The organism is Paenibacillus sp. sgz302148, from assembly GCF_056120465.1.
This window is the reverse complement of record NZ_JBVYOJ010000006.1, coordinates 285758-307185: the sequence shown is the minus strand read 5'-3', so window position 1 is coordinate 307185 and position 21428 is coordinate 285758. Positions and strand designations below refer to the sequence as shown.

17 protein-coding genes are annotated in these 21428 nt (G+C 55.5%); 14 read left to right on the top strand and 3 right to left on the bottom strand.

Features of this window, described 5'->3' with window-relative positions:
* Window positions 1-212: 212 nt before the first annotated feature.
* The 7 genes from AC0LWM_RS11570 to AC0LWM_RS11540 all read left to right on the top strand — a co-directional run bounded on the left by AC0LWM_RS11570 (window position 213) and on the right by AC0LWM_RS11540 (window position 9224).
* Entirely contained in the window at window positions 213-2153 is a 1941-nt protein-coding gene (locus AC0LWM_RS11570; RefSeq protein WP_474675087.1) for an ABC-F family ATP-binding cassette domain-containing protein, read from the top strand.
* Between the two features lie 240 nt (window positions 2154-2393).
* Window positions 2394-3119 carry a bifunctional 4-hydroxy-2-oxoglutarate aldolase/2-dehydro-3-deoxy-phosphogluconate aldolase gene (locus tag AC0LWM_RS11565; protein ID WP_474675086.1) on the top strand — a complete coding sequence of 242 codons (726 nt, stop codon included), beginning with the start codon at window positions 2394-2396 and terminating at the stop codon, window positions 3117-3119.
* A 503-nt stretch (window positions 3120-3622) separates the two neighbouring features.
* Window positions 3623-4639 carry an NAD-dependent epimerase/dehydratase family protein gene (locus tag AC0LWM_RS11560; protein WP_474675085.1) on the top strand — a complete coding sequence of 339 codons (1017 nt, stop codon included), beginning with the start codon at window positions 3623-3625 and terminating at the stop codon, window positions 4637-4639.
* Between the two features lie 2 nt (window positions 4640-4641).
* Window positions 4642-5706 carry a dihydrodipicolinate synthase family protein gene (locus AC0LWM_RS11555; protein WP_474675084.1) on the top strand — a complete coding sequence of 355 codons (1065 nt, stop codon included), beginning with the start codon at window positions 4642-4644 and terminating at the stop codon, window positions 5704-5706.
* 43 nt (window positions 5707-5749) lie between these two features.
* On the top strand, window positions 5750-7096 hold the full coding sequence (locus AC0LWM_RS11550; RefSeq protein ID WP_474675083.1) for a hypothetical protein: 1347 nt from the start codon (window positions 5750-5752) through the stop codon (window positions 7094-7096).
* 55 nt (window positions 7097-7151) lie between these two features.
* Window positions 7152-8051 carry a Gfo/Idh/MocA family protein gene (locus AC0LWM_RS11545; protein ID WP_474675082.1) on the top strand — a complete coding sequence of 300 codons (900 nt, stop codon included), beginning with the start codon at window positions 7152-7154 and terminating at the stop codon, window positions 8049-8051.
* 96 nt (window positions 8052-8147) lie between these two features.
* Entirely contained in the window at window positions 8148-9224 is a 1077-nt protein-coding gene (locus AC0LWM_RS11540; protein ID WP_474675081.1) for a hypothetical protein, read from the top strand.
* A gap of 544 nt (window positions 9225-9768) precedes the next feature.
* On the opposite strand, the gene AC0LWM_RS11535 is transcribed toward AC0LWM_RS11540, so the two are convergent.
* Window positions 9769-10713: a DUF4434 domain-containing protein gene (locus AC0LWM_RS11535; protein ID WP_474675080.1), complete on the bottom strand. Its 945-nt coding sequence runs from the start codon at window positions 10711-10713 to the stop codon at window positions 9769-9771.
* A gap of 137 nt (window positions 10714-10850) precedes the next feature.
* Between AC0LWM_RS11535 and AC0LWM_RS11530 the strand changes: the two genes are divergently transcribed.
* From AC0LWM_RS11530 to AC0LWM_RS11505, 6 genes are all read left to right on the top strand, one after another.
* A complete protein-coding gene (locus tag AC0LWM_RS11530; protein WP_474675079.1) occupies window positions 10851-11975 on the top strand; it encodes a mandelate racemase/muconate lactonizing enzyme family protein in 1125 nt (374 codons plus the stop codon).
* A 316-nt stretch (window positions 11976-12291) separates the two neighbouring features.
* Complete coding sequence (locus AC0LWM_RS11525; protein WP_474675078.1) at window positions 12292-13593, top strand: ABC transporter substrate-binding protein; 1302 nt, start codon at window positions 12292-12294, stop codon at window positions 13591-13593.
* A 62-nt stretch (window positions 13594-13655) separates the two neighbouring features.
* Window positions 13656-14588: a carbohydrate ABC transporter permease gene (locus AC0LWM_RS11520; protein WP_474675077.1), complete on the top strand. Its 933-nt coding sequence runs from the start codon at window positions 13656-13658 to the stop codon at window positions 14586-14588.
* Complete coding sequence (locus tag AC0LWM_RS11515) at window positions 14588-15463, top strand: carbohydrate ABC transporter permease (RefSeq protein WP_474675076.1); 876 nt, start codon at window positions 14588-14590, stop codon at window positions 15461-15463. Before AC0LWM_RS11520 ends, AC0LWM_RS11515 begins: the two co-directional genes overlap by 1 nt.
* Window positions 15464-15525: 62 nt before the next feature.
* The gene (locus tag AC0LWM_RS11510; RefSeq protein WP_474675075.1) at window positions 15526-17400 is read left to right on the top strand and encodes a DUF4855 domain-containing protein; all 1875 of its coding nucleotides are present in this window, start codon (window positions 15526-15528) and stop codon (window positions 17398-17400) included.
* 498 nt (window positions 17401-17898) lie between these two features.
* Window positions 17899-18912, top strand: a complete 1014-nt coding sequence (locus tag AC0LWM_RS11505) for a zinc-dependent alcohol dehydrogenase (protein ID WP_474675074.1) — start codon at window positions 17899-17901, stop codon at window positions 18910-18912.
* Window positions 18913-19490: 578 nt separating this feature from the next.
* On the opposite strand, the gene AC0LWM_RS11500 is transcribed toward AC0LWM_RS11505, so the two are convergent.
* The gene (locus AC0LWM_RS11500; protein ID WP_474675073.1) at window positions 19491-19628 is read right to left on the bottom strand and encodes a hypothetical protein; all 138 of its coding nucleotides are present in this window, start codon (window positions 19626-19628) and stop codon (window positions 19491-19493) included.
* Between the two features lie 49 nt (window positions 19629-19677).
* On the opposite strand from AC0LWM_RS11500, the gene AC0LWM_RS11495 reads away from it, so the two are divergent.
* Window positions 19678-20382 carry an alpha/beta hydrolase gene (locus tag AC0LWM_RS11495; protein WP_474675072.1) on the top strand — a complete coding sequence of 235 codons (705 nt, stop codon included), beginning with the start codon at window positions 19678-19680 and terminating at the stop codon, window positions 20380-20382.
* 247 nt (window positions 20383-20629) lie between these two features.
* Here the strand turns inward: AC0LWM_RS11495 and AC0LWM_RS11490 are convergent, their stop codons facing one another.
* Window positions 20630-21379, bottom strand: coding sequence for a helix-turn-helix domain-containing protein (locus AC0LWM_RS11490; RefSeq protein WP_474675071.1), 750 nt, complete (start codon window positions 21377-21379; stop codon window positions 20630-20632).
* Between the last annotated feature and the right edge of the window lie 49 nt (window positions 21380-21428).

The following is a 21428-nucleotide window of genomic DNA, read 5'->3' as shown; positions in this document are numbered from 1 at the left end:
GCGTGCGACCCGTCGGTCGTCCATATGCGGCAATTTGCCGTACGGCGGAGATGCGTACCGGGTAAGCGGTCTGTTCAATAAAGCATACTTAACTAGCACCGTCCTTGCCTTCAATCGGCGCACACCCTATCTCACGCAACCGCCACCGGCTGACCGGTGGTTTTTTTGTTTGTCATGAGTACTCAGCGGAAGCTGGTCGAGGGGGAATGTGTATGTTTATTTTGAAAGCCAAAGGACTTGTAAAAGAATGGAACGGCGTCAGATTGTTCGAAAATATCGATTTGGAGATACGGGAAGGTGAGCATCTTGCGTTATTCGGCGTTAACGGCGTCGGCAAAACAACGCTGATGGAGGCTTTGCTCGGGCGGGTGACTTTGGACGGCGGCACGATCCAGCGGCTGCTGCCTCTGTCGGAATGGGGGAGCTTGCGCCAAGGAATGGAGGAGTCGGACAATGTAACGACGCTCGAGTTCGTCCAGGGAGGAACGCCGGATCAATTGCATGCCAAGCGCAGGCTGGAGCAATTGCAGGAGCGGCTCGGGGCATGCTCCTCGTCGGAATCCGCCGTCGGTACGGAGCTGATCGAACAGTACGACCGCGCCTATGAGCAATATGTGTTAATGGACGGCTACGACTGGGAAGTGAAGGTGGAAAAAAGCATGCAGCGGTTGAAACTGGAGCCTTCGCTCTGGCAAATCCCGGTGCGGCAGCTCAGCGGCGGGCAGCAGACAAAAGCGCAAATCGCCAGATTGATGGTGGCGGAGCCGAAGTTTCTGCTGCTTGACGAGCCGACGAATCATCTGGACCGCGAGACGCTGGAATGGCTCGAGGAGTGGATTCGTGCATATGCTGGAGCCGTTCTGATCGTTTCCCACGATCGTGCGTTTCTAGACCGCGTTGCCGAAGGCATCTGCGAAATGACGCCAACCGGCAGCAGAATGTACAGCGGAGGGTACTCCGATTATCGCCGGCAGAAGGAGCTTGAGCTGCGTACGCAGCAGGCGCAATACGAAAAAGAGGAAAAGCAGCGGGAGGAGCTGCTGGAAAGCATTCGCCGCTATCGGCAATGGTTCCAGACGGCGCACAATGACTCGTTTAAAGTGGAGGATCCGAAGACCAAAGCATATTGGGCCGCGCGCTCCAACAAGCATATGGCGCGCTTCCGCGCCAAAGAGAAGGAGCTGGAACGACTGGAGCAGAACCGGGTCGAGCAGCCGCGCAGCCAGCAGCAGCTGCATACGCGCTTCGGCTCCGGGGACATCTCGGCGACAACGCTGCTGACGATGCGCGACGTGTCTTTTGCATATGGCTTCGGCGGCGGTTCGCCGGAGGTTGAATCGCGTGAGGCGATGCCGCAAAGCGTGTCCGGTGGGGAGCGCTGCGGGAGCAAGCCGTTGTTCAGCAAGCTGAACTTGACCGTGGAACGCGGCGACCGGTTGGCCGTTATCGGTCCGAACGGTGCCGGCAAAACAACGCTGCTCAAGCTGATGCTGGGTATTCTGCCACCGACGGATGGAACGGTGCGGCATAACCCGCAGTTGAAGCCGGGGTACTTCTCCCAGCAATTCGAGCTGCTTGCCAAGTGGCGGGACGAAACGCTGCTGGACACAATGCTGCGGCTGCCGAACATGACCCAAACGCTTGCCAGAACGCTGCTGGGCAGCTTCTTGTTCTCGCGGGACGACGTGTTCAAGAAAGTTGGCGACCTGAGTATGGGGGAGAAATGCCGCATCGCGTTTCTTCAGCTTTATTGCAGCGACGCCAACTTGCTTGTCCTTGACGAGCCGACCAATTATCTCGATATCGACTCGCGGGAACGGATGGAGGAGGCGTTCGCCGATTATCCCGGCGCGATCGTGCTTGTGTCCCACGACCGGTATCTGGTCGGTAAAATCGCCAATCGCATCGTTGAGTTGCAAGACGATCGCGTCATTCAATATCCCGGCACATATGCGGAATATATGGCGCATATCGAACGCGGCGACTTCACGCCGGAAAAGCTTCAGCACGCCAATGAGCTGCAAAGGTTGGAGCTCGAATTGGCTCAATGCATGAGCCGCGAAGCAAGCGGCGATCCGCAGGCTGACGCAGAGCTGCTCGAGACGATTAAGTCGCTTCACCGGCGAATTCGCAGCATGTCGGATACTCGCTAAATAAGAGTTCGCAGGCGAGATCCGGCGGATACCGAAAGCATAAACGGACTGACAAGGTTCTTCTCTTTTTCATCGATTAATAGAGTAACTGACAGACTTGAGTTTGTGTTCGCCGGTAAGTATTCCTGCTCTGCTCGCCGGCTCAGTTGAAACATTGGCTTGCCGAGGCTTCTCTATTGTGTTCGCCGCCGTAACAAACTACAATGGAAAAAACAATCGATCGTTGAAGGGGACCTGGAGATGAACTTGGTAGATTTGCTGGCAGAGCATAAAATCGTCGCGATCTTTCGCGGAATTTCGCCAAAGGACGCGGACGCGGCGGCAGCTGCGTTGATCGCCGGAGGAATCCGTTTGATGGAAGTAACGATGAACACCGCCGGCGCGCTCGACATTATGTCGGGTTGGTTTGAGCGATTTGAAGGACAGGCGCATGTCGGCGCCGGAACGGTATTGAACCTTTCGATGGCGAAGGAAGCTGTTGCGGCAGGCGCGCGGTTTCTTATTTCGCCGAACTTGGACNTCGGCGCCGGAACGGTATTGAACCTTTCGATGGCGAAGGAAGCTGTTGCGGCAGGCGCGCGGTTTCTTATTTCGCCGAACTTGGACGAGTCGGTCGTCGCCTACGGATTGGAGCACGGCGTTGAGGTATGGCCCGGCGTCATGACGCCGACGGAAATCGTCAGAGCATGGAACGCGGGAGCCCGCGCCGTCAAAATATTCCCGATGGGAGCGCTCGGCACGCGATACTTGAAGGAGCTCCAAGGCCCGCTAGACCACATTCCGATGCTCGCCACAGGCGGCGTCGACCTGGCGAATATCGGCGAATATTTCAAGGCAGGGGCGACGGCGGTAGGACTTGGCGGCAATTTGATTCGGCCCGCTTCGATTGCTGCAGGGCGGTTCGAGGACTTGACCGAAACGGCTCGCCAGTTCGTGGCTGCGGCAAACGGCGCTTCGCAGGGGTAACCGAAGAATAGCGGGTGGAACATCGGAACTGCGAACATCGAAACAGCAAAACTTCTGGTAGCCGAAGCAGCAGAACAGCGAAACAGCTGAACAGAGGAAAAGCTGGATAGCTGACAGCGAACAGCAGAACATCGAAGCAGCAGAACAGCCGAACATCGAAACAGCAAAACTCCTGGCAGCCGAGCAGAACAGCGAAACAGCTGAACAGAGGAAAAGCTGGATAGCTAACAGCGAACAGCAGAACAGCTATAATGTCAATTGGTAGAACATTCTTAACAATAAATAGCTATAACTACAAACACCAACGCTCGGACGATAGCCTATCATCCGGGCTTTTTTATTATCTGCTTGAATTCCGCGGGTGAGCTTCAACAAAGGGGGGATGCCAATTGCGTCCGGACAAACGGTTCATTTAAAGACAATTTAAAGATTTGTCTCTAAATAACCAATGGCGCTATGATGGTAATGTAATCGTTATTAAATATGAGGAAGTGCTCTTAATTATGAGAACGCTGCAGGAACTGGAGAACAAACTTACGGAACCGTCGCCCGCACTGGTACACGATATGAAATCGCTGGACGGAGATATTATGCTTCTGGGCGTCGGCGGCAAAATGGGTCCCACCTTGGCAAAGCTCGCGATCAATGCCATCCGCGAATCGGGGGTAAATCGCAAAGTTTATGGCGTGTCGAGATTTTCGGAGCAAGGGTTGAAGGAAGAACTGGACAGCTTCGGCGTGGAAACGATCGTTTGCGATCTGTTGAACGATGCGGAGCTGCAGCGGTTGCCGGAAGTGAAAAACGTCATTTATATGGCCGGTACGAAATTCGGCACGACGGGCAAAGAGCATTTCACGTGGGCAATGAACACGTATTTGCCGGGCCGTGTCGCCGAGAAGTTCAGGAACTCCCGGATCGTCGTCTTTTCCACCGGCAACGTGTATCCGCTCACTCCCGTACTGTACGGAGGAGCGACGGAATCGACTTCGCCGTCGCCTGTCGGCGAGTATGGACAATCGTGTCTCGGCAGGGAGCGCGTTTTCGAATATTTTTCGCATAAATATGGGACACCGATCTTGATTTACCGACTTAATTATGCCATCGACCTCAGGTACGGCGTATTGTTGGAAATCGCCAAATCGGTATATGAAGGCCGTCCGATCGATGTGTCGATGGGCCATTTCAACTGCATATGGCAAGGGGATGCCAACGAATTCGCGATCCGTTCGCTGCTCGCCTGCAAACAAGGGGCGGAGGTATACAATATAACCGGCCCGGAAACGGTATCAATCCGGTATGCCGCCGAGGAGCTGGCGAAGCGATTCGGCAAGGTGGCGGTATTTAAGGGGCAGGAGGCGGATACGGCGCTTCTTAGCAACGCATCCAAGTGCATGCAGCGATTCGGTTATCCTCGCGTATCCTTGCTGCAAATGATCGATTGGGTTGCCGAATGGGTGCGAAGCGATGGGGCGACGATCAATAAACCGACGCATTTTCAGGAACGGGAGGGGAAGTTTTAGCGATGGGCAAAAAAGATTTGTCACCGGAGCAAACCCGCGCGCTGCATGATGGGCTCGTTATTCCCGCCCACCCGCTGGCGCTGGACGAACGGCGCTCCCTCGATGAACGCAGCCAGCGTGCGTTGACTCGCTATTATATCGCCTCGGGTGCGGGAGGCGTAGCGGTGGGCGTTCATTCGACACAGTTCGAAATCCGCGACCCGCAGCACAATTTGTTCGAAACCGTATTGCGTTTGGCTTCCGAGGAAGTCGATCGGGCAGGCGTAACACGTCCGTTTTTAAAAATCGCGGGCATTTGCGGGCCGACCGGTCAGGCGCTCCAAGAAGCCGACATCGCAGTGGGTCTAGGTTATGATGCCGGTCTGCTCAGCATGGGCGGATTGCAGGGCTTCAGCGAAGCCCAAATCCTGGAGCGAACGGCCCGTGTGGCGGAGAAACTCCCTGTCGTCGGTTTTTATTTACAGCCATCCGTCGGCGGCAAAGTATTCAGCTTCGACTTCTGGAAGGAATTCGCGAATATTCCCGGTATCGCAGCCATTAAAATAGCCCCGTTCAACCGTTATCAGACGATCGATGTCGTGCGGGCCGTCTGTTATTCGTCGCGATGCAACGAAATCGCGCTGTATACCGGCAATGACGATAACATCGTGAACGACCTGCTGACGGTCTACCGCTTTATGGTGGATGGGAAGCCCGTAGAGAAGCGGATAGTAGGCGGCCTGCTCGGCCATTGGGCGGTTTGGACGCGCAAAGCGGTAGAGCTGCTGGAAGAGATCAAGCAAGTGCGCCTGACGGGAACGATCGGAAGCGAGTGGCTGACCCGCAACGTTGGTGTAACCGATTCCAATGCGGCGCTGTTCGATCCGGCGAACGGCTTTGCCGGCTGCATACCGGGCATTCACGAGGTGCTGCGAAGACAAGGTTTGATGCAGGGCGTTTGGTGCTTGAATCCGCACGAAACGTTGTCGCCGGGGCAAGCGGAAGAAATCGACCGCATTTACCGGGATTACCCGGAACTAAACGACGATGCGTTCGTTCGCGAGCATTTGGCTTCCTGGATGGCCTAACGTCTCAGACCAAACATAAGCATGTGCGTAAGGGGTGTAAACCATGCTCGGACTTTACCGTCCGTCAACCGAAGAAAAAGGCATCCCGATCGCGCTGATCGGTCCGGAGCCGATGATTCCCGTCATGCTGCAAGCGATCAAGTCGTTTCCGTCCTTTATCCCCGTCTCCGGGGTTTACGCGAACTTGGAGGAAGCGGTTCAACTGACGCAAGAGCTGATGGATCAGGTGGAAGTGATCTTATATTCGGGGCCGCTTCCTTATCAGGCATGCCACGACCGCCTGCAGATGCGAGTGCCTTCGCATTTTGTTCCGCTGAGCGGGTCCGGACTTTATCGGTCCTTGTTCCGGGCGGAACGGATGGGCCGGCTCGGCGCGATGACGGTCGATACGCTAACTCGCCAGCCGTTCGTCAAGACGTTCCGCGAGCTCGGCGAGCCGCTGCCTGAACTGACGTTCTTTCCGGGCGGCAAGGCCGATACGGAAGCGCTCGTCCGCTTCCACGCGGAGCATCATGCGCAAGGGAAAGCGGCGGTTGCTTTAACCGCGCTTCGTTCCGTCTCGGTCAGGCTGAGCGAGATGGGCGTGCCGAACGAATGGATTTTGCCGACCGAGCAAGATATTATCGTGGCGCTCGAGCGTGCGCTCTTGTCGACGGAGTCGAGGCGCAACAAGGAATCGCAAATCGTGGTGGGGCTCATCGACGTGGACGGTTTCCGCAAGGCGGCCGATCTTCGAAGATCGGAGCATGATGTGCAGCGGCTGAAGCTGGACATCTACCGGATGATGCTCGAATATGCGGAAACGCTGGAAGGGCATCTCACTTCGCTCGGCGGCAGCGAATATTTATTCGTGACGACGCGGGGCACGTTCGAGCGGCATACGGGCGGATACAAGTACATTCCGCTCGCCAAAATCGCGCAGGATACGTTCTCCATGTCGCTCTCCATCGGCGTCGGCTTCGGACATTCGGCCCACGAGGCGGGTTCGCATGCCCGAACGGCGCTGCATCGCGCCAAGGATGCCGGCGGCGGTATGAGCTTTATCGTCCGCGAAGACGAGAGTGTCATCGGCCCGCTTGAAATGGCCGAACCGCTCGTCGCGGGGCTTTCGCTGCTCGACGCCGATTTGATCCTGCGGGCGGAGCAAGCCGGACTGACGCAGCCGTATTTAAGCCGCATCATCGCGCAGCTTACCCGTACGGGCAAAACGGACTACAACGTTCATGAGCTCTCCTCGGTTCTCGGCGTCACGACCCGCAGCACGCATCGGCTGCTGACGCAGTGGATGGATGCGGGACTCGCCGACGTGGCGGGGGAGGAGCGGGGCAAAGCGAAGGGCCGGCCGAAGCAGGTGTACCGATTTTCTTTTCTAGATGCATTGCTCCGATAATAGCTGGTAGGGAATCATTCGAAAATAAATCGATGACTGAAAGCGGGGATAACCAATGGAACCGACCTTGCGGATTGGCATGATCGGGCTTGATACATCGCACGTGACGGCGTTCACGAAACTGCTGAACGATTCGTCCGACGCAAACCACGTGCCGGGAGGCCGGGTTGTCGCGGCTTACCCGGGCGGTTCTGCCGACTTTCCGCTCAGCATTAACCGGGTCGGCGGTTTTACGCAAGAGCTGCGCGACAGCTACGGCGTCGCGATACTGGAAACGCCGGAAGCCGTAGCTGAAGCGGTGGACGCGGTGCTGCTGGAGTCGGCCGACGGCCGGGTGCACTTGGAGCAGTTCCGGGCGATCGCCCCTTACGGGAAGCCGGTTTTTATCGACAAGCCGCTTGCGCTTAGCTCCAAGGAGGCGAATGAAATCGCCGAGCTCGCCGAGCGTTACCGCATCCCGGTAATGAGCGCATCGGCGCTCCGTTATGCCGACGGGCTGACGGGCGCTTTGGCCGAAGACGCTGCGGTGGCGGGGGCGGACGCCTTCGGACCGCTGGCGTTCGAGCCGACACAGCCGGGATACTACTGGTACGGCATTCATTCGGCGGAAATGGTGTATCGCGCGATGGGGGGCGGATGCAAAGAAGTAAGCGTCGCGACAAACGGTGATTTTGACATCATCGTCGGCGTATGGGGCGATGGGCGAATCGGTACCATCCGGGCGAGCAAGCGACCCGGTCAAGGATTCGGCGTAACGCTGCATACCGAAGGAGGGCCGCGGCTTGTCGATGTAACCAAAGATCGCAAACCGTTCTACGCCGGCCTGCTGGAGAACGTCATGGCGATGTTCCGGGAAGGACGGTCGCACCTCCCGCTATCGGAGACGCTGGAAATCATCCGTTTCCTCGAAGCGGCCAATGAAAGCCGGGCGACAGGGTTGAAGGTGTTGCTGTGACATGGCAATAGGGCATTGCCGATAATACAGAGGTGCAAAGCAATCAGTGGAGAAAAAGCAATCTGATGTCAATAAGCAATCAGGGGAGAAAAAGCTATGGATTCCATCGCTTCATCATTGGTTCAACAATTAAAGCCGCATTTTACCCGGCTGCTGGAGCAACAAGCCGACGGAAGTCTAGGCATCCGGGACGACGAGCTCGGCGCCTTGGCGAGCTGCTGCACAACGGGTCAGGTCGCCGCATTCTTCGTATTGGATCATCGCCTGCATGGGGGTGACGGGCTCTCCGTCGCTTCGGGACTGGCGAAAAATGTGCTTCTCCGCCAGCGGCCCGACGGAGCGTTCGGGCAGCCCTATTATGTGAAGCACGGCGATCAGGAGACTGTGGATATCGCCGAGATCGGGGCCGTAGCGAACAGTCTATATTTGCTGTCCCGCTATGCGGATTCTACGGAGGCAAAGGAAAGCCTAATATGTTCCGCCAATTATTTGCTTGCAGAAGTCGCGTCGGAGCAGCCAGGGGCCGTCTATAAAAATCCGAACGCACGCCAACACGATGTGCTTAACGGAGATATGTACGCAGCCCATACGTTCGCACGGGCGTACGAACTTAACGGCCATGAAAAGCTGTTGGAGCAAACGGCTCTTACGTTCCGGCATTTGATCGACCGATTCGGAAGGCATGAACCCGATTGGTGGCCGTATATCGAGGATTGGAACGGCAATGTTGTCATGGGCAACAGCGTCAGCTATCAGGGCATCATTGTCGCTTTTGCGGCCACGGCGCTGCCGCTGCTTCCGCCGGGACTTCGGCAGCAGTGGAACGAAGTCGCGGAAGCAGCCGTGCGGCGAATGCTCGCTTCGATGAAGGAAGGCCCGCATGACGGCAATGAAGCGCCGTGGTGGTGCAGGGATTGGAGCAACGTATGGGAGATCGACCTTGCGTTCACCCGGTATGCGCACATTCCCGAAGCGCGAGACTATGCGGCAGGAAGGTTGAATGCTTTGAACGAGAGACTGCAGCGCGAGGGTTGGTCCGTATTCACGCCGCAAGGGCTGCAGCGCGACCCGGAAAGAGCGCCGGTCAGCACGACCTTCCGCAAAGCGGCGACGTTCGCCGGCACGCTGGCGTCCATGGCGCTAAGCGATGCCGAGTCTCAAGACAGTATATAAATAGGCGAAACAATACCGTGAAAGGAAGGCTAAGGTTCCAAAGCGGCGTATCTTACGAGGTTGTTAGAATGGCGGTTATATTTGTTAGCTAACATAACCTACTAAAAAGGCTGAACGGAATGAAGCCAATTCGTACCCCTTTTCAATCGGAAGTAGCCGGATTGAACTTGACCGATGAACGATGAACGGCGCGAAAGTTGCATCCGGTACAACAATTTGCAAAGGGAACCCGTCGATTATGCGTTATTGTTGTATTTCATGCAGGAATAGAGGCCAAAAAGTCACGATTATCGCCAAATTCCTGCACGGTGTACAACAATTAGGCTCGGCAGACCGGCTCAATGGAAGGAAGTTGTACCCGGTGCAACATTATTTTTGCCGTACGGAACGTGGCATTTTAATCGTATGCGGCCTGCCATAAGGAACGCTGACACACTAATCCCATGCGGTCTGCCGTATGCATATCCGGTACAGCAGCATGCAACGCCACACTGCGCGCTGGGACAGCGCGCAGTGCGAGGATGCTATCTACTGGCTGCGGCATCTACCGCGACGAACGCAGGCCGTTACGGTCAAGGAAAGCCATGTAATCCTCGTACAGCTTGACGGACGACGGATGTCCCGCGTGAACCGGGCTGCCCGGCTTGTTCATCATCCCGAGATACTGGTAGCCGAGCACTTTGTCCACGAGCGGCGATACCGTCCGCAGCTGTTGCTCAATTCGCTCGAATGCGGGCGGATATAGCACTTTGCCTTGAAAGCGGAACAGCTCGACATCGGCCCACAGCGGCTTGCCCGCCCGATCGTGCGCTTCGCGCAAGCCGGCAAAGGTGCGTTCCACCTCTTCAAGGGAGGTCCGGTTGACGCCGATCTCGTCCTGGTAGGCGATGTAATCGACCTCAAGGGAGCGAAGTTGCCCCACGAACTTGTCGTCGGCCTTGACCGAGCGCGTCCCGTACGGGGCGATCAGCACCTTGTCCGGTCCGATCTTGCGGCACAGATTCGCCAGGTCGTTCGCGTAAGCGATGTACGGCTCCGGATAATAATCGCGGATCGCCGCTTCGACCGGGAAATACCATCCGGCGAAGGAAGGGTGGTGGCCGTATTTGTCCGCCAGCTCCCTTGCAATGTCGAGACGCAGGCCGGAATAATCGCCTTCAGTGGAGAGATGGCCCATAATCGGCGTTGTAAAGAAGCCGAGTCCGAGGTATAGCGACACGTTCAGCTTATCTCCGGCGGCTAGAACCGCTTCGAGCGGATCGGGGCAAACGGTGTCCCATCGCAAAGGCATCACTTCCGACGGATAAAATGCTTTGCCGTGCAGCGCCACGCTTAGCAGTACGAACGTATCCATGCCGGCTTCCGCCATCTCCGTCATTTTCAACTCCCAATCGTGAGCCGTGAACTGCTGCGTCGCCGCATTCCACGTGTCGCCTTCGTACGGATTGCAGTGGTAAAAATCAAACCATGTGCCTGTAATCGGTTTCAATAATATCCCTCTCTTCGCATCATTTTCGATCATTCGCAAATTATTCAATATGTAAATTAACGACATTATATATAAATTTTTCATATACGTAAACCTTTTTTTTCGAAATTAACAATGGCTACTCAAGGAGGTCCACCATGATCCGCATTACCGCAATTGACGTATTCCCGACCCGGCTGCCGATGAAGCAATCGTTTCGCATCTCCCAAGGGACGGTGGGCGAAGTATCCGTCGGAGCTCCGCACGTATATGTCCGCATTACGGGCGACAACGGCGCCGTCGGATGGGGGGAAGCGCGGCCGAGCCCACGCTGGAGCTACGAAACGCCGGAATCGGTATGCACCACGGTTGCGAATTATTTGAAGCCTGCGCTGCTCGGCCAGCGTGCCGACGATCTGGCGGCCATTCACCGGCTGATGAACCGCGAAATTGCCGGGGGTACTCACCCGGGGCAACCGATCGCCAAAGCAGCCGTCGACGTGGCGCTGCACGATTTGATCGCCGCAAGCCATGGGCTGCCGATCGCCGCGCTTTGGCAATCGGGCTCCGCCCATCCGGTCCGCCTGTCGTATCTGATCAGCACGGACAATCCGCAGGAAGCCGCCCGCAAAGCGCGCGAGGCCGTCGCCGGAGGTTATGCCGGCGTCGACGTGAAGATCGGCCTGAATCCGGCCGCCGATCTGGATATTGTGGCCGCGGTAAAACAAGAAGCGCCGAACCTGTTTTTCCGCGTCGACGCAAACCAGGCTTACCGTCTTGCGCAGGCGATTCCGCTCGCCAAGGCGCTCGAGCGCATCGGCGTCGACGTGCTCGAGCAGCCGCTGCCGGCAAGCCAGCTTATCGGCCATGCCGAGCTGCGCCGCAAAGTGTCCATCCCCATCGCGCTGGACGAAAGCGTCTGGTCGCCGAGCGGCGTGCTCGAAGCGCTGCGAAGCGAAGCGTGCGATACGATCGTCATCAAGCTGACGAAGATGGGCGGGTTCCGCGGCGCGAAGCTGTGCGGGGAAATCGCGCGGGAAAGCGGGCTCGGCTTGCTCGGCGGCGGGCTGACGGAATCGAAGCTCGGGCTGGTCGCTTCGGCGCATTTGTTCCGATATTTGGAGCTGAAGGAACCGGTCGATTTGAACGGCCCAATGTTCCTGGCGGACGATCCCGTGGAGGGAGACTGGCCGATTCGCGCAGGAGAGGTCGACCTGCCGGAAGGCGCCGGCATCGGCTGCCGGATGTCCGAGGCCAAACTACAACAATACGCCGCAGATTAAACGAAGCGGCAAGCCGACAAGTTATCGGAGGATTCAAGTGAAACCTAATTGAATATACGAAGCATTTTCCGAAAAAATTTTACAATCCAATGTATCGGGGGTGGATTTTTATCGATTTTTGTTGTGAAATTTAAACAAAATAGTATTATTTATCTATTTTCTACATCGTTCCGTATCGTGCAATTTCGTTCGGCAGATAGGATAATGCCATGCCATGAAAGGAGGTGATTTGCCTTTCATTCGATCGCAGAGAGATGAGCTACCGAAAGCTTGGGTTGGAGAAGAGGAAGCAACTGAGAAGATGGAGGTGCAAGGTATGGGATCGTTTAAAAAAGCGGGTATCGTCATGACTTCATTTGTGTTGACTTTCATGGTTGGGCTTGTCGGTTGTTCCGGGGGGTCCGGGAAATCCAATGAAAAAGTGGAAATCACGTTCTGGCACGTCTGGTCGGATAAAGACTCCGGCCCGATCACGGCGCGGGTGGATGCGTTCAACAAAAGCCAGGATCGCATTACGGTGAAGGTGCTGGGCAATCAGGACGCGACGAAGCAGCTGACGGCGATTTCCGGAGGCAATCCGCCTGACGTCGCGCTGACGTATTGGAATAACATCGGTCCGTGGGCGCATGCCGGCGCGGTACTGTCGCTCGACGACAATATCGCAAAAAGCAAGCTCGATACGGGGAACTTTATTCCCGCTGCGCTCGAACGGATGAAGGTAGGCGGCCAATACTACGCACTGCCGTTCACGGTCAGTATGGCAAGCACGCTGATGTACAACAAAAAAGCGTTCCAGGACGCAGGCATAACGAGCCCGCCGGAAACGCTGGAGCAATTGTTCGAAGACGCGAAGAAGCTGACGAAGCGCGACGGCGATACGATTACGCAAATCGGGTTCATCCCGGATTATCCGTGGATCGACAACGTGTTCTGGCCGATTATTTTTGGCGGCAATTGGGTCGACGACACCGGGAAGCTGACGGCGAACCAAGAGGCGAACGTCAAATCGATTGCTTACCAGCGCAAGTTCTACGAGGAATTCGGCATCGACCAAATCGGCAAATTCCGCTCCGGCATGGGGCAGCGCGGAACGCCGAACGATCCGCTGCTCACCGGCAAGCTTGCGATGATGATCGGCTGGGAATATAACTTCTCCGAAGAACGCAAGCCTGACGGCCCGATCGGCATCGCACCGTTCCCGTATCCGGCGGATCATCCGGAATTGAAAGGCTCCGGCATCGTCGGACCGCGCGCCGTGTTTATTCCGAAGAAGGCACCGCATCCGGAGGAGGCGTGGGAGTTCATGCAATATTTGATCGGCCAAGAGTCGCAAGTGGACTTCTCGATCGATTCCAAAACGATTCCGAGCTTGCTGTCCGCGCTGGACGATCCGAAGCTGCGCAAGGATGAGAAGCTGACCACCATGCTTGACTTCTACGACAGGGCAAAGAGCAAGACGCTTCAAGGTTTCCCGAACAGTGTCTACATCAACGAATATTTGCAGGCGCTGACGGAGGAAACGGAGAAAGCGTTGAAAGGACAGGAAACGCCGCAGGCGGCGATGGATCGCGTCGTGGAGAAAATCCAGCCGCTCGCGGACAAAGCCTTCAGCAAGTAATCGTCTGGGGACGCGCCGCCGTCCCCACCACATCAACATTCAGCTCGAAGGAGTGAGGCGGAGTGGCGCGTACCGCAACCCCCACCACAGCCGGCATCCGGCAGCGGCGGAACAAAGCCTTGGTAACGGGACTTCTGTTCATCAGCCCATGGATCGCGGGATTCCTGATATTTCAGTTGTATCCCATTGTGATGTCATTTTATTACAGCTTATCGGAATATAATTTGTTCCAGCCGCCCGTATGGGTTGGCTTGGATAATTATGTGAAGCTGTTCGGTGACAGTAAATTTTATTTATCGCTCTACAACACGGTCTATATTACGTTGTTCGGCTTGCTGCCGCACCTTGCGTTTGCACTCGGGATGGCGATGCTGCTGAACATGAGCGTACGGGGCCAGTCGTTATACCGGACGATTTATTTCCTGCCGACGCTCGTGCCGGCGGTAGCCAGCTCGCTGCTATGGATGTGGCTGCTGAATGCGCAATACGGCCTCGTCAACAAACTGTTGGCGGGTCTCGGGCTTATTGAGCCGAATTGGCTCGTAGACCCGGCGTGGACGAAGCCCGCGATCGTACTGATGGGGTTCTGGGGCACCGGCACGACGACGGTCATGTACCTCGCCGCATTGCAGGACGTGCCGAAGGTGTATTACGAGGCGGCGGAAATCGACGGGGCGGGTGCTTGGAGCCGGTTTCGGCACATCACACTGCCGGCGATCTCCCCGGTGACGCTGTTTTTGCTCATTAACGGCTTGATCGGCTCGTTTCAATTTTTCACGCAAGGGCTTATTTTTGCGGAAGCGTCCCAATCGGTCGGCGGCCCGGAAAATTCGCTGCTGTTTTATGCGATCTATTTGTACCAAAACGCGTTTTCGTTTTTGAACATGGGATACGCCTCCAGCATGGCGTGGATTTTATTCGTTATCGTACTCGGCTTGACGCTGGTCATTTTCCGCTCGTCGGCCCGCTGGGTATATTACGGAGGTGAGCGGTAATGGCACAGACGCTGACGGCCCCGGCCGGAGCCGGAACCCGGAAACGGCGCGACAAGCACTATTTTCGCAAAACGGTATTGCCGCATCTCGTATTGGCTTTGGTCGGACTGATGTTCCTTGCGCCGTTTGTCTGGCTGGTGTTAACCTCCATCAAGACGGAGCAGGAAATTTCCGCCGTGCCGACGGTATGGTGGCCGGACGAAGTGCAGTGGACGAACTATGTGCAAGCGGTACAGACGATTCCTTTTTTGCGCTATACGTTCAACACGCTTTTCGTATGTATTTTGTCGGTGGTCGGACAGTTGCTCGCTTCCCCACTCGTGGCGTACGGTTTTTCCCGTATCGCTTTCCGCGGCCGGGATTTCCTATTCTTCGTCATGATGGGGACGATGATCCTGCCGTTTCAGGTAACGATGGTGCCGGTGTACGTCCTCTTCAACCAAATGGGCATGCTCGATTCGTATTGGCCGCTCATTTTGCCGAACTTTTTTGGCGCGGCGTTTTATATCTTTTTGCTTCGCCAGTTTTTTATGAACATTCCTTACGAGCTGACGGAGTCTTCCAAAATCGACGGCGCATCCGAATTTCGCATCTACTGGCAAATCATATTGCCCTTGTCCCGTCCGGCGTTATTTACGGTTGCCCTGTTCACGTTCCTTCACGCTTGGGGCGACTTTTTGGGACCGCTCATCTATTTGAACGATCCGGAAAAGTGGACGTTATCCATCGGCCTCCGGTCGTTCATCGGGGAATACAAAGTTTCGTGGGGGCTGCTCATGGCTGCCGCGACGCTGTTCACCGTGCCGATTATCGCGCTTTATTTCTTCGTGCAGAAGCAATTCATTCAAGGCATTACGCTGACCGGCTTCAAGTGAGACATGAAATCCATGAGGTGAACGAATCAAACCTATTCGAACCCAACGGAGGGAAAGTCCTTATGAAGAAAAGATGGAATATGACCGCCGCCTTATTCGCGATCGTTCTGGGGGGAGGTGCGCTTATCCCTGCAGCATCCGCGCAAGCGACGGTGGCCGGGGAAGCGCAAGCGACCGCATCTTTGGAAAATTTGGCTTTGAACAAAGCCTATACGCTAGAGACGCCGTATCCGGTTGACGCCCATTTCAAGCCGACGGAGCAGACGCATGCCGACGATACCGGGATGCAGCTGACCGATGGCGTATTCGGCAGCCTGTCCTTTTCGGACAAAGCGTATGTCGGCAGGCTGTGGCAAGGCTATCGCACGTTCAAGCTGGACCTTGGGGAGCTTGCGACGATTCAGGAGATCCGGGTCAGCACGCTGCAGGATTTGCCGAGCGGCATCTTTTTCCCGGAAGAAATTTCGTATTCGATTTCGGATGACGGCAAGCATTGGAAGGACCTCGGCAAGGTGCCAAGCGCGGTACCGACAACGGAAAAAGGCCCGATGAAGCAAACGATCGCCAAGACCGGCGTGAACACCGTCGCCCGTTACGTGACGCTGCAAATCCCGGTGGAAACGTGGCTGTTCATGGATGAAATCGAAGTGCTGGGCACGCGCGACAAGTCGGGCGCGAAGCTGAAAGCGACGAATGACCCGAAGCCGGATAAAGGGTACCCGCGCCCGGGCTCCGCGCAAACGGCGGGCATCCACGACGAAGTGCTCATCTACACGGGAGAGTGGCAGTACCAGCCGAGCGACTGGATTTCGTTCACCAAAGAGGACTTTAAGCCGTATGTGTCGTATATGGATTCCGGCATGAACCGCAAAGACTATATGTTCGACGGGTTTTTGTTCATGCCGTATGCTCCTCTGATGGACGGGGCCAATTACGGGCCGACGACGGGCAAGCCGACGAATAAAGCGCATTTCGAGAAGTTTCTCGACCGGCTGTTCCGCGACGACTATGAGCTGGGTGCGCTTAACGAAGCGGTGAAGGAAGCGAAAACCGATCTGCCGAGAAAAAATTACGAGGCGAAGGTTGTCATCGCCATTCCGTATCCGCGCACGGACCAGAGCGATTTCGGCGACGTGGACGGCGACGGCGTCAGCGAAAACTTGAACGCGAAAGAGGTCGGCGAAGCGGCGGCGCTGCAAAACCGGCTGAAGGTGACCAAGTGGTTCGTCGATGAAGTGTACCGCCGCTGGAATGCCGAAAACTACAGCGATCTGAGTCTCGTTTCCTTCTACTGGTATAATGAATACATTGCGCATCAATTAAGCGCGCTCGACCACGAGCTTGTGAAGCAAACCGGCGATTACGTTCGCTCGAAGGGCGCTACGTTCCAGTGGATCCCGTATTATTTTGCCCGGGGCTGGAATGATTGGAAGGACAATGGGTTCGACTCGGCCGTGATGCAGCCGAACTACATGTTCCATGCGAACGCGACCGCCGAACGCGTCGACACGATCGCAGAGGCTGCCTACGATAACGGCATGGGCGTCGAAATCGAGATGAACGACGCGGTGTTGACGGATGCGAACCTTAGGGCCCGCTATTATGCGTATTTGGATGCCGGCGTAACGCACAATTATATGAAGAAATCGTACAGTGCCTTCTATCAGCAGGTCAAAACGTTATGGAAAGCGGCGCAATCGCAAGTGCCGGAGGCGCGCGAGGTGTACGATCGCACTTACGAGTACATCAAAGGCAAGTACAAAGGATCGAACGCGCAAGCGCTGGGAGCGTACGGTCAGGATGACGCGTATGGGCTGGATGCGGATGAGCCGGTTGCGGGTGAACGGAATGACGCATACGATCAAAACGAGGTTTATGATCAAGACGATGCGGACGTTCAGGATGGTGCGTATGATCAGGGAGATTCGAACGAGTAAAATGATGCATGGCGTGTGACCAAGATGATGGGTGTACTTCGTTAGCAGTCGGCTGGGATATGGCAGATTTAGTTTAGCCATTTTAAGCAGCTGTTTCCTAGCCGAATGCGGGGTGCGAGTAATAGAAAGAGGTACCGACCGGCACTCCGGCAATGGACTAGATAATATTTACAGCAGCCCGGCGGGGAACAAGTGGCCGATGGATTGTAGAGGACGTATCGTCTTTCGATCTTATTCGTTGATATGAAGATAGCTGCAAAAGTGCAGTTTTTAAGCGCGACAAACGTCCAATTGCAGCAAATAAGTGCGAATGTGCATCTGTTGGCGCTTCATGCTACCCAATTGGAGCCGGGTGCGTGAAATAGATGTATTTTTGCAGCAATCGCCCCACCGCAGACAATCGACTGACAAAAGAATGTACAATTGCAGTTATTCTCTACAGCCGCAGACTCTTTTTACGAGATTACTATAACATGAAGCCAAAAGAGGAGAACAAACATGAAAACGATCGTCACTTCCCAAGGCGGCGTACGCCTTGAGGACCGTCCGGTTCCTTCCGTAGGGGAACATCCGAAACGCGTGCTCGTGAAGGTGAAATATTCTTCGATCAGCCCGGGGACCGAGCTTGGTCTGCTAGCCAATCCGAATATACCGGACGGTTTCGCGCTTGGGTACAGCGCCGCCGGAGTCGTCGAGGAGGTTGGCACCGCGGTGGAAGGACTGAAGCCGGGAGATTACGTCGCCATTTATGGCGGGCCGTACGTCTATCATGCGGAGTATTTGTCCGTCCCTGAAGTGCTCTGCGCGAAACTGAGCGGGCCGGAATCGCTGCGGACGGCTTCATTCGTCGGGCTGGGGTCGGTGGCCATACATAGCGTGCGCAGACTCGGCAGGCAGTTCGGCGAAACCGTATGGGTAGCCGGCCTCGGCGTGCTGGGCCTGCTGATCGCGCAGCTGGGCGACCGGGCCAACTACCGCGTATTCGCCACCGACATGAAGGACGAGCGGCTTCAGCTTGCGTCCGCCTGCGGCGTGAAGGACGTCTTCCGCGCCGACGATCCGGAGCTGGCGGCCCGAATCGCCGCATACACGGACGGCCACGGCTTCGACAGCATCGCGCTTGTCGCACACGCGACGTCTTCTAAGCTGATCGAAACGTGCATGGCGCATCTGGCGTTTCGCGGCACTTTCGCCTTGATCGGCAACGTGCCGATCGAGTTTTCGCGTGACTTGTTCTTCGCGAAGGAAGCCGATTTCGTCATCGCCCGGGGAGCCGGTCCGGGCCGCTATGACAGGCAATACGAGGAGGATTGCATCGATTATCCGAAATCGTACGTGCGCTGGACGGAAGGCCGCAACATGGTGGAGTTTGTCCGCAATGTGGAGAGCGGGCGCCTCGCGATCGAGCCGATGATCACGCACGAAATTGCGCTTGGCGATGCCGTCGAGGCGTATGAAATGCTGAAACGTGATGCTTCATCCGCGTTCGGGGTTGTTTTGCGGTATGAATAATTAAGCTGATTCATCATACTAGTAAGCTAAATAAACCGGGTTCCTGGATAAGGAGCCCGGTTTTGCTTGCTATGGATTTGCTGTAGAATCGGCCCACGCTCATTCATTGTATTTTGTACAATGGATATTGGGTATTGTGCTCGTTTGATACATTCTATTGTACTTTGTACAATTGGGAACCTCTCTACCCGCTGTTTTACGTGAAATGACGTGATTCCCATTGTACGTTTTACAATGAAATGTTTTGTTTTCGATGATTCAGGGTGATTCTATTGTATGCAGTACAATGAGACGAGGCCTTGGATTGATACGTCATCGCGATTCGAGTCCCGGATGCAGCCGTATACCCACTTCGAATTATCTGGATTACGCCTAGTCAATCCGCCGTCCCCACGGATCTAAACGAAGCGTTATGGTTACTTTCATCCACAGACAGGACCGCCAACCCACCAACCCGGAATGAAATATGAAAGCGATGCTTTTCATGTCCGGCTGCACCCTACACCCCCCTAGGTTCGTTGTATCGTCTCCGAAAACAAACTACAATAATAGAAGCTGTACAACGTACTAAATCCTCGTCACAGGAGGCGAACCGTCATCATTACATGGATCATTGTTGCCGTCGTTGCCGTTGCAATCATCTTAGCCGTTTGTGCGCTTGTCTGGAAAATCGCGGCCAAAGCGCAGACGCCGAAACGGAGGGTTAGCGATGCCAAGCCGCAAGCCCCTTATGAAGAAATCGCGTTCCCGAGCCAAGGCCATAGCTTGGCCGGTTGGTTTATTCCGAGCAAGCATGGCGCGAACCGGCCGACGGTCATCGTTGCGCATGGATGGAACTCGAGCCGGTACCGCGTACTCCGCTACACAGCGCCGCTGATCGATGCGGGATATAACGTCCTCATGTACGACGCGCGGTCGCACGGAGACAGCGAAGCAATGGATGCGCCGTCCGGCCTCTCGTTCCGTGACGACGTGATCGCGGCAGTCGAATATGCGAGAAGCCGTCCTGTCGTCGATCCGAACCGCATCGCCTTACTGGGCCATTCGCTTGGCGCCTTCGGCTCGGTGCTCTCGTTGCTCCAAGGTGTCCCGGTACGAGCGATCGTCACCGACTCGATGCCCGTACATATGGAGACGATGGTGAAGGCCGAGCTGAACCGCCATCGCTTCCCGCATTTCCCGCTCGCATACGCGATCCCGCGCATCTGGCTCGTCCGCTCCCGCATTTCCGCCGGCGAATTCCGGCGCAATACGGTCGTCGCCGCGCTGAACAACCGCAAAAATACGCCTGTGCTCATGATCCATTCGCGGGGCGACGACTACATTCCGCGGGCCGAATTGGATTACGTCCTGAAGCGGGTTACGAATCCGCCCGAGCATCTATTCGTCGACAGCGAAGGCCACAGCAGCTCCGAGACCGACCCGCGATTCTGGGAGCATGTGCTTCCTTTCCTGCAGCGGCATTTATAGCTGTAGACAGAAAGAGACCTACAATCCGTAACGGTTGTAGGTCTTAATAGTTTATATATTAAAAAAGGGGGGTCGACTTTTATTATAGGCCCGTTTCATTAACGGAAGATGAAAACAACATTACGATTTGATTACAAAAAAGAAAACGTTTTTTTATGCGATCAATTAGTTAGAGCTGGCTGCCAATGCATGTTTTGATCAAATACGGCAAACAATTCTACGTAGGAGGCCGTTCCGTTAAATCCCCTTAACGTTTCGATCGCTGCCGGAACGCCTTAGCCGTCGTGCCCGTTTCGCGCTTGAACATGCTGCAAAATTGGGCCTCGCTGGAAAACCCGGACGTCAGCGCAATTTCCGAAACTTGTTCGTTCGTTTCATACAGCATGAGCTTCGCGTATTCCAGCCGTTTCTTGAAAATATACTGCAGCGGCGCAATGCCGTATTTTTCTTTGAACAGATGGCGGAACCGGTCATAGCTGTAGCCCGACATTTTGGCGAGCGATTCGACCGAAATTTTTTGCCTATAATGCTCGTCCAAATAATTTCGTACATATTGCAGTTGGCTTAATGACGGTTCCTCGGATTTTTTCGTCGCCGTCAATCGTTCGATTTGAATAACCAGTTCACCGGTCATAAAGTTGAGCATCTCGGTGTAAGAGGGCCTTTTGGCCGCAAATTCTTCGTTCATGCGCAGGATCAACGGTCGAATGCGGCCTTCGTCATCATCCAGCACGGCGTCGATATTTTGCAGCCCCTCACTATCGCTATGGAAGCCGATGAACAACACGTCGCCTTCGGCATTGTGCCGCTCGTCATGAATCGTTCCGGGCGAAATGACGGCAAACCGGTTGTCGCCGAAGGCGAACATTTTGGAGCCGATTCGCGACTCGCCCGATCCGCCGAAATAATATACCAATTCGTAGCAATCATGCTCATGCAGCGGAATATACTTGTTCGTTTTGCGTTTGGAATAAAACAGAAAGTCCAGCGAGTTCAAGGCGAACCTCCATCCTAGCCGAATCCTATAATAATGTTGACCGAATCCG

Excerpts from the sequence above, each read along its gene's own strand:
- AC0LWM_RS11570 (WP_474675087.1), top strand. The coding sequence starts at position 213 with ATGTTTATTTTGAAAGCCAAAGGACTTGTAAAAGAATGGAACGGCGTC.
- AC0LWM_RS11560 (WP_474675085.1), top strand. The coding sequence starts at position 3,623 with ATGAGAACGCTGCAGGAACTGGAGAACAAACTTACGGAACCGTCGCCC.
- AC0LWM_RS11555 (WP_474675084.1), top strand. The coding sequence starts at position 4,642 with ATGGGCAAAAAAGATTTGTCACCGGAGCAAACCCGCGCGCTGCATGAT.
- AC0LWM_RS11550 (WP_474675083.1), top strand. The coding sequence starts at position 5,750 with ATGCTCGGACTTTACCGTCCGTCAACCGAAGAAAAAGGCATCCCGATC.
- AC0LWM_RS11545 (WP_474675082.1), top strand. The coding sequence starts at position 7,152 with ATGGAACCGACCTTGCGGATTGGCATGATCGGGCTTGATACATCGCAC.
- AC0LWM_RS11540 (WP_474675081.1), top strand. The coding sequence starts at position 8,148 with ATGGATTCCATCGCTTCATCATTGGTTCAACAATTAAAGCCGCATTTT.
- AC0LWM_RS11530 (WP_474675079.1), top strand. The coding sequence starts at position 10,851 with ATGATCCGCATTACCGCAATTGACGTATTCCCGACCCGGCTGCCGATG.
- AC0LWM_RS11525 (WP_474675078.1), top strand. The coding sequence starts at position 12,292 with ATGGGATCGTTTAAAAAAGCGGGTATCGTCATGACTTCATTTGTGTTG.
- AC0LWM_RS11515 (WP_474675076.1), top strand. The coding sequence starts at position 14,588 with ATGGCACAGACGCTGACGGCCCCGGCCGGAGCCGGAACCCGGAAACGG.
- AC0LWM_RS11510 (WP_474675075.1), top strand. The coding sequence starts at position 15,526 with ATGAAGAAAAGATGGAATATGACCGCCGCCTTATTCGCGATCGTTCTG.
- AC0LWM_RS11505 (WP_474675074.1), top strand. The coding sequence starts at position 17,899 with ATGAAAACGATCGTCACTTCCCAAGGCGGCGTACGCCTTGAGGACCGT.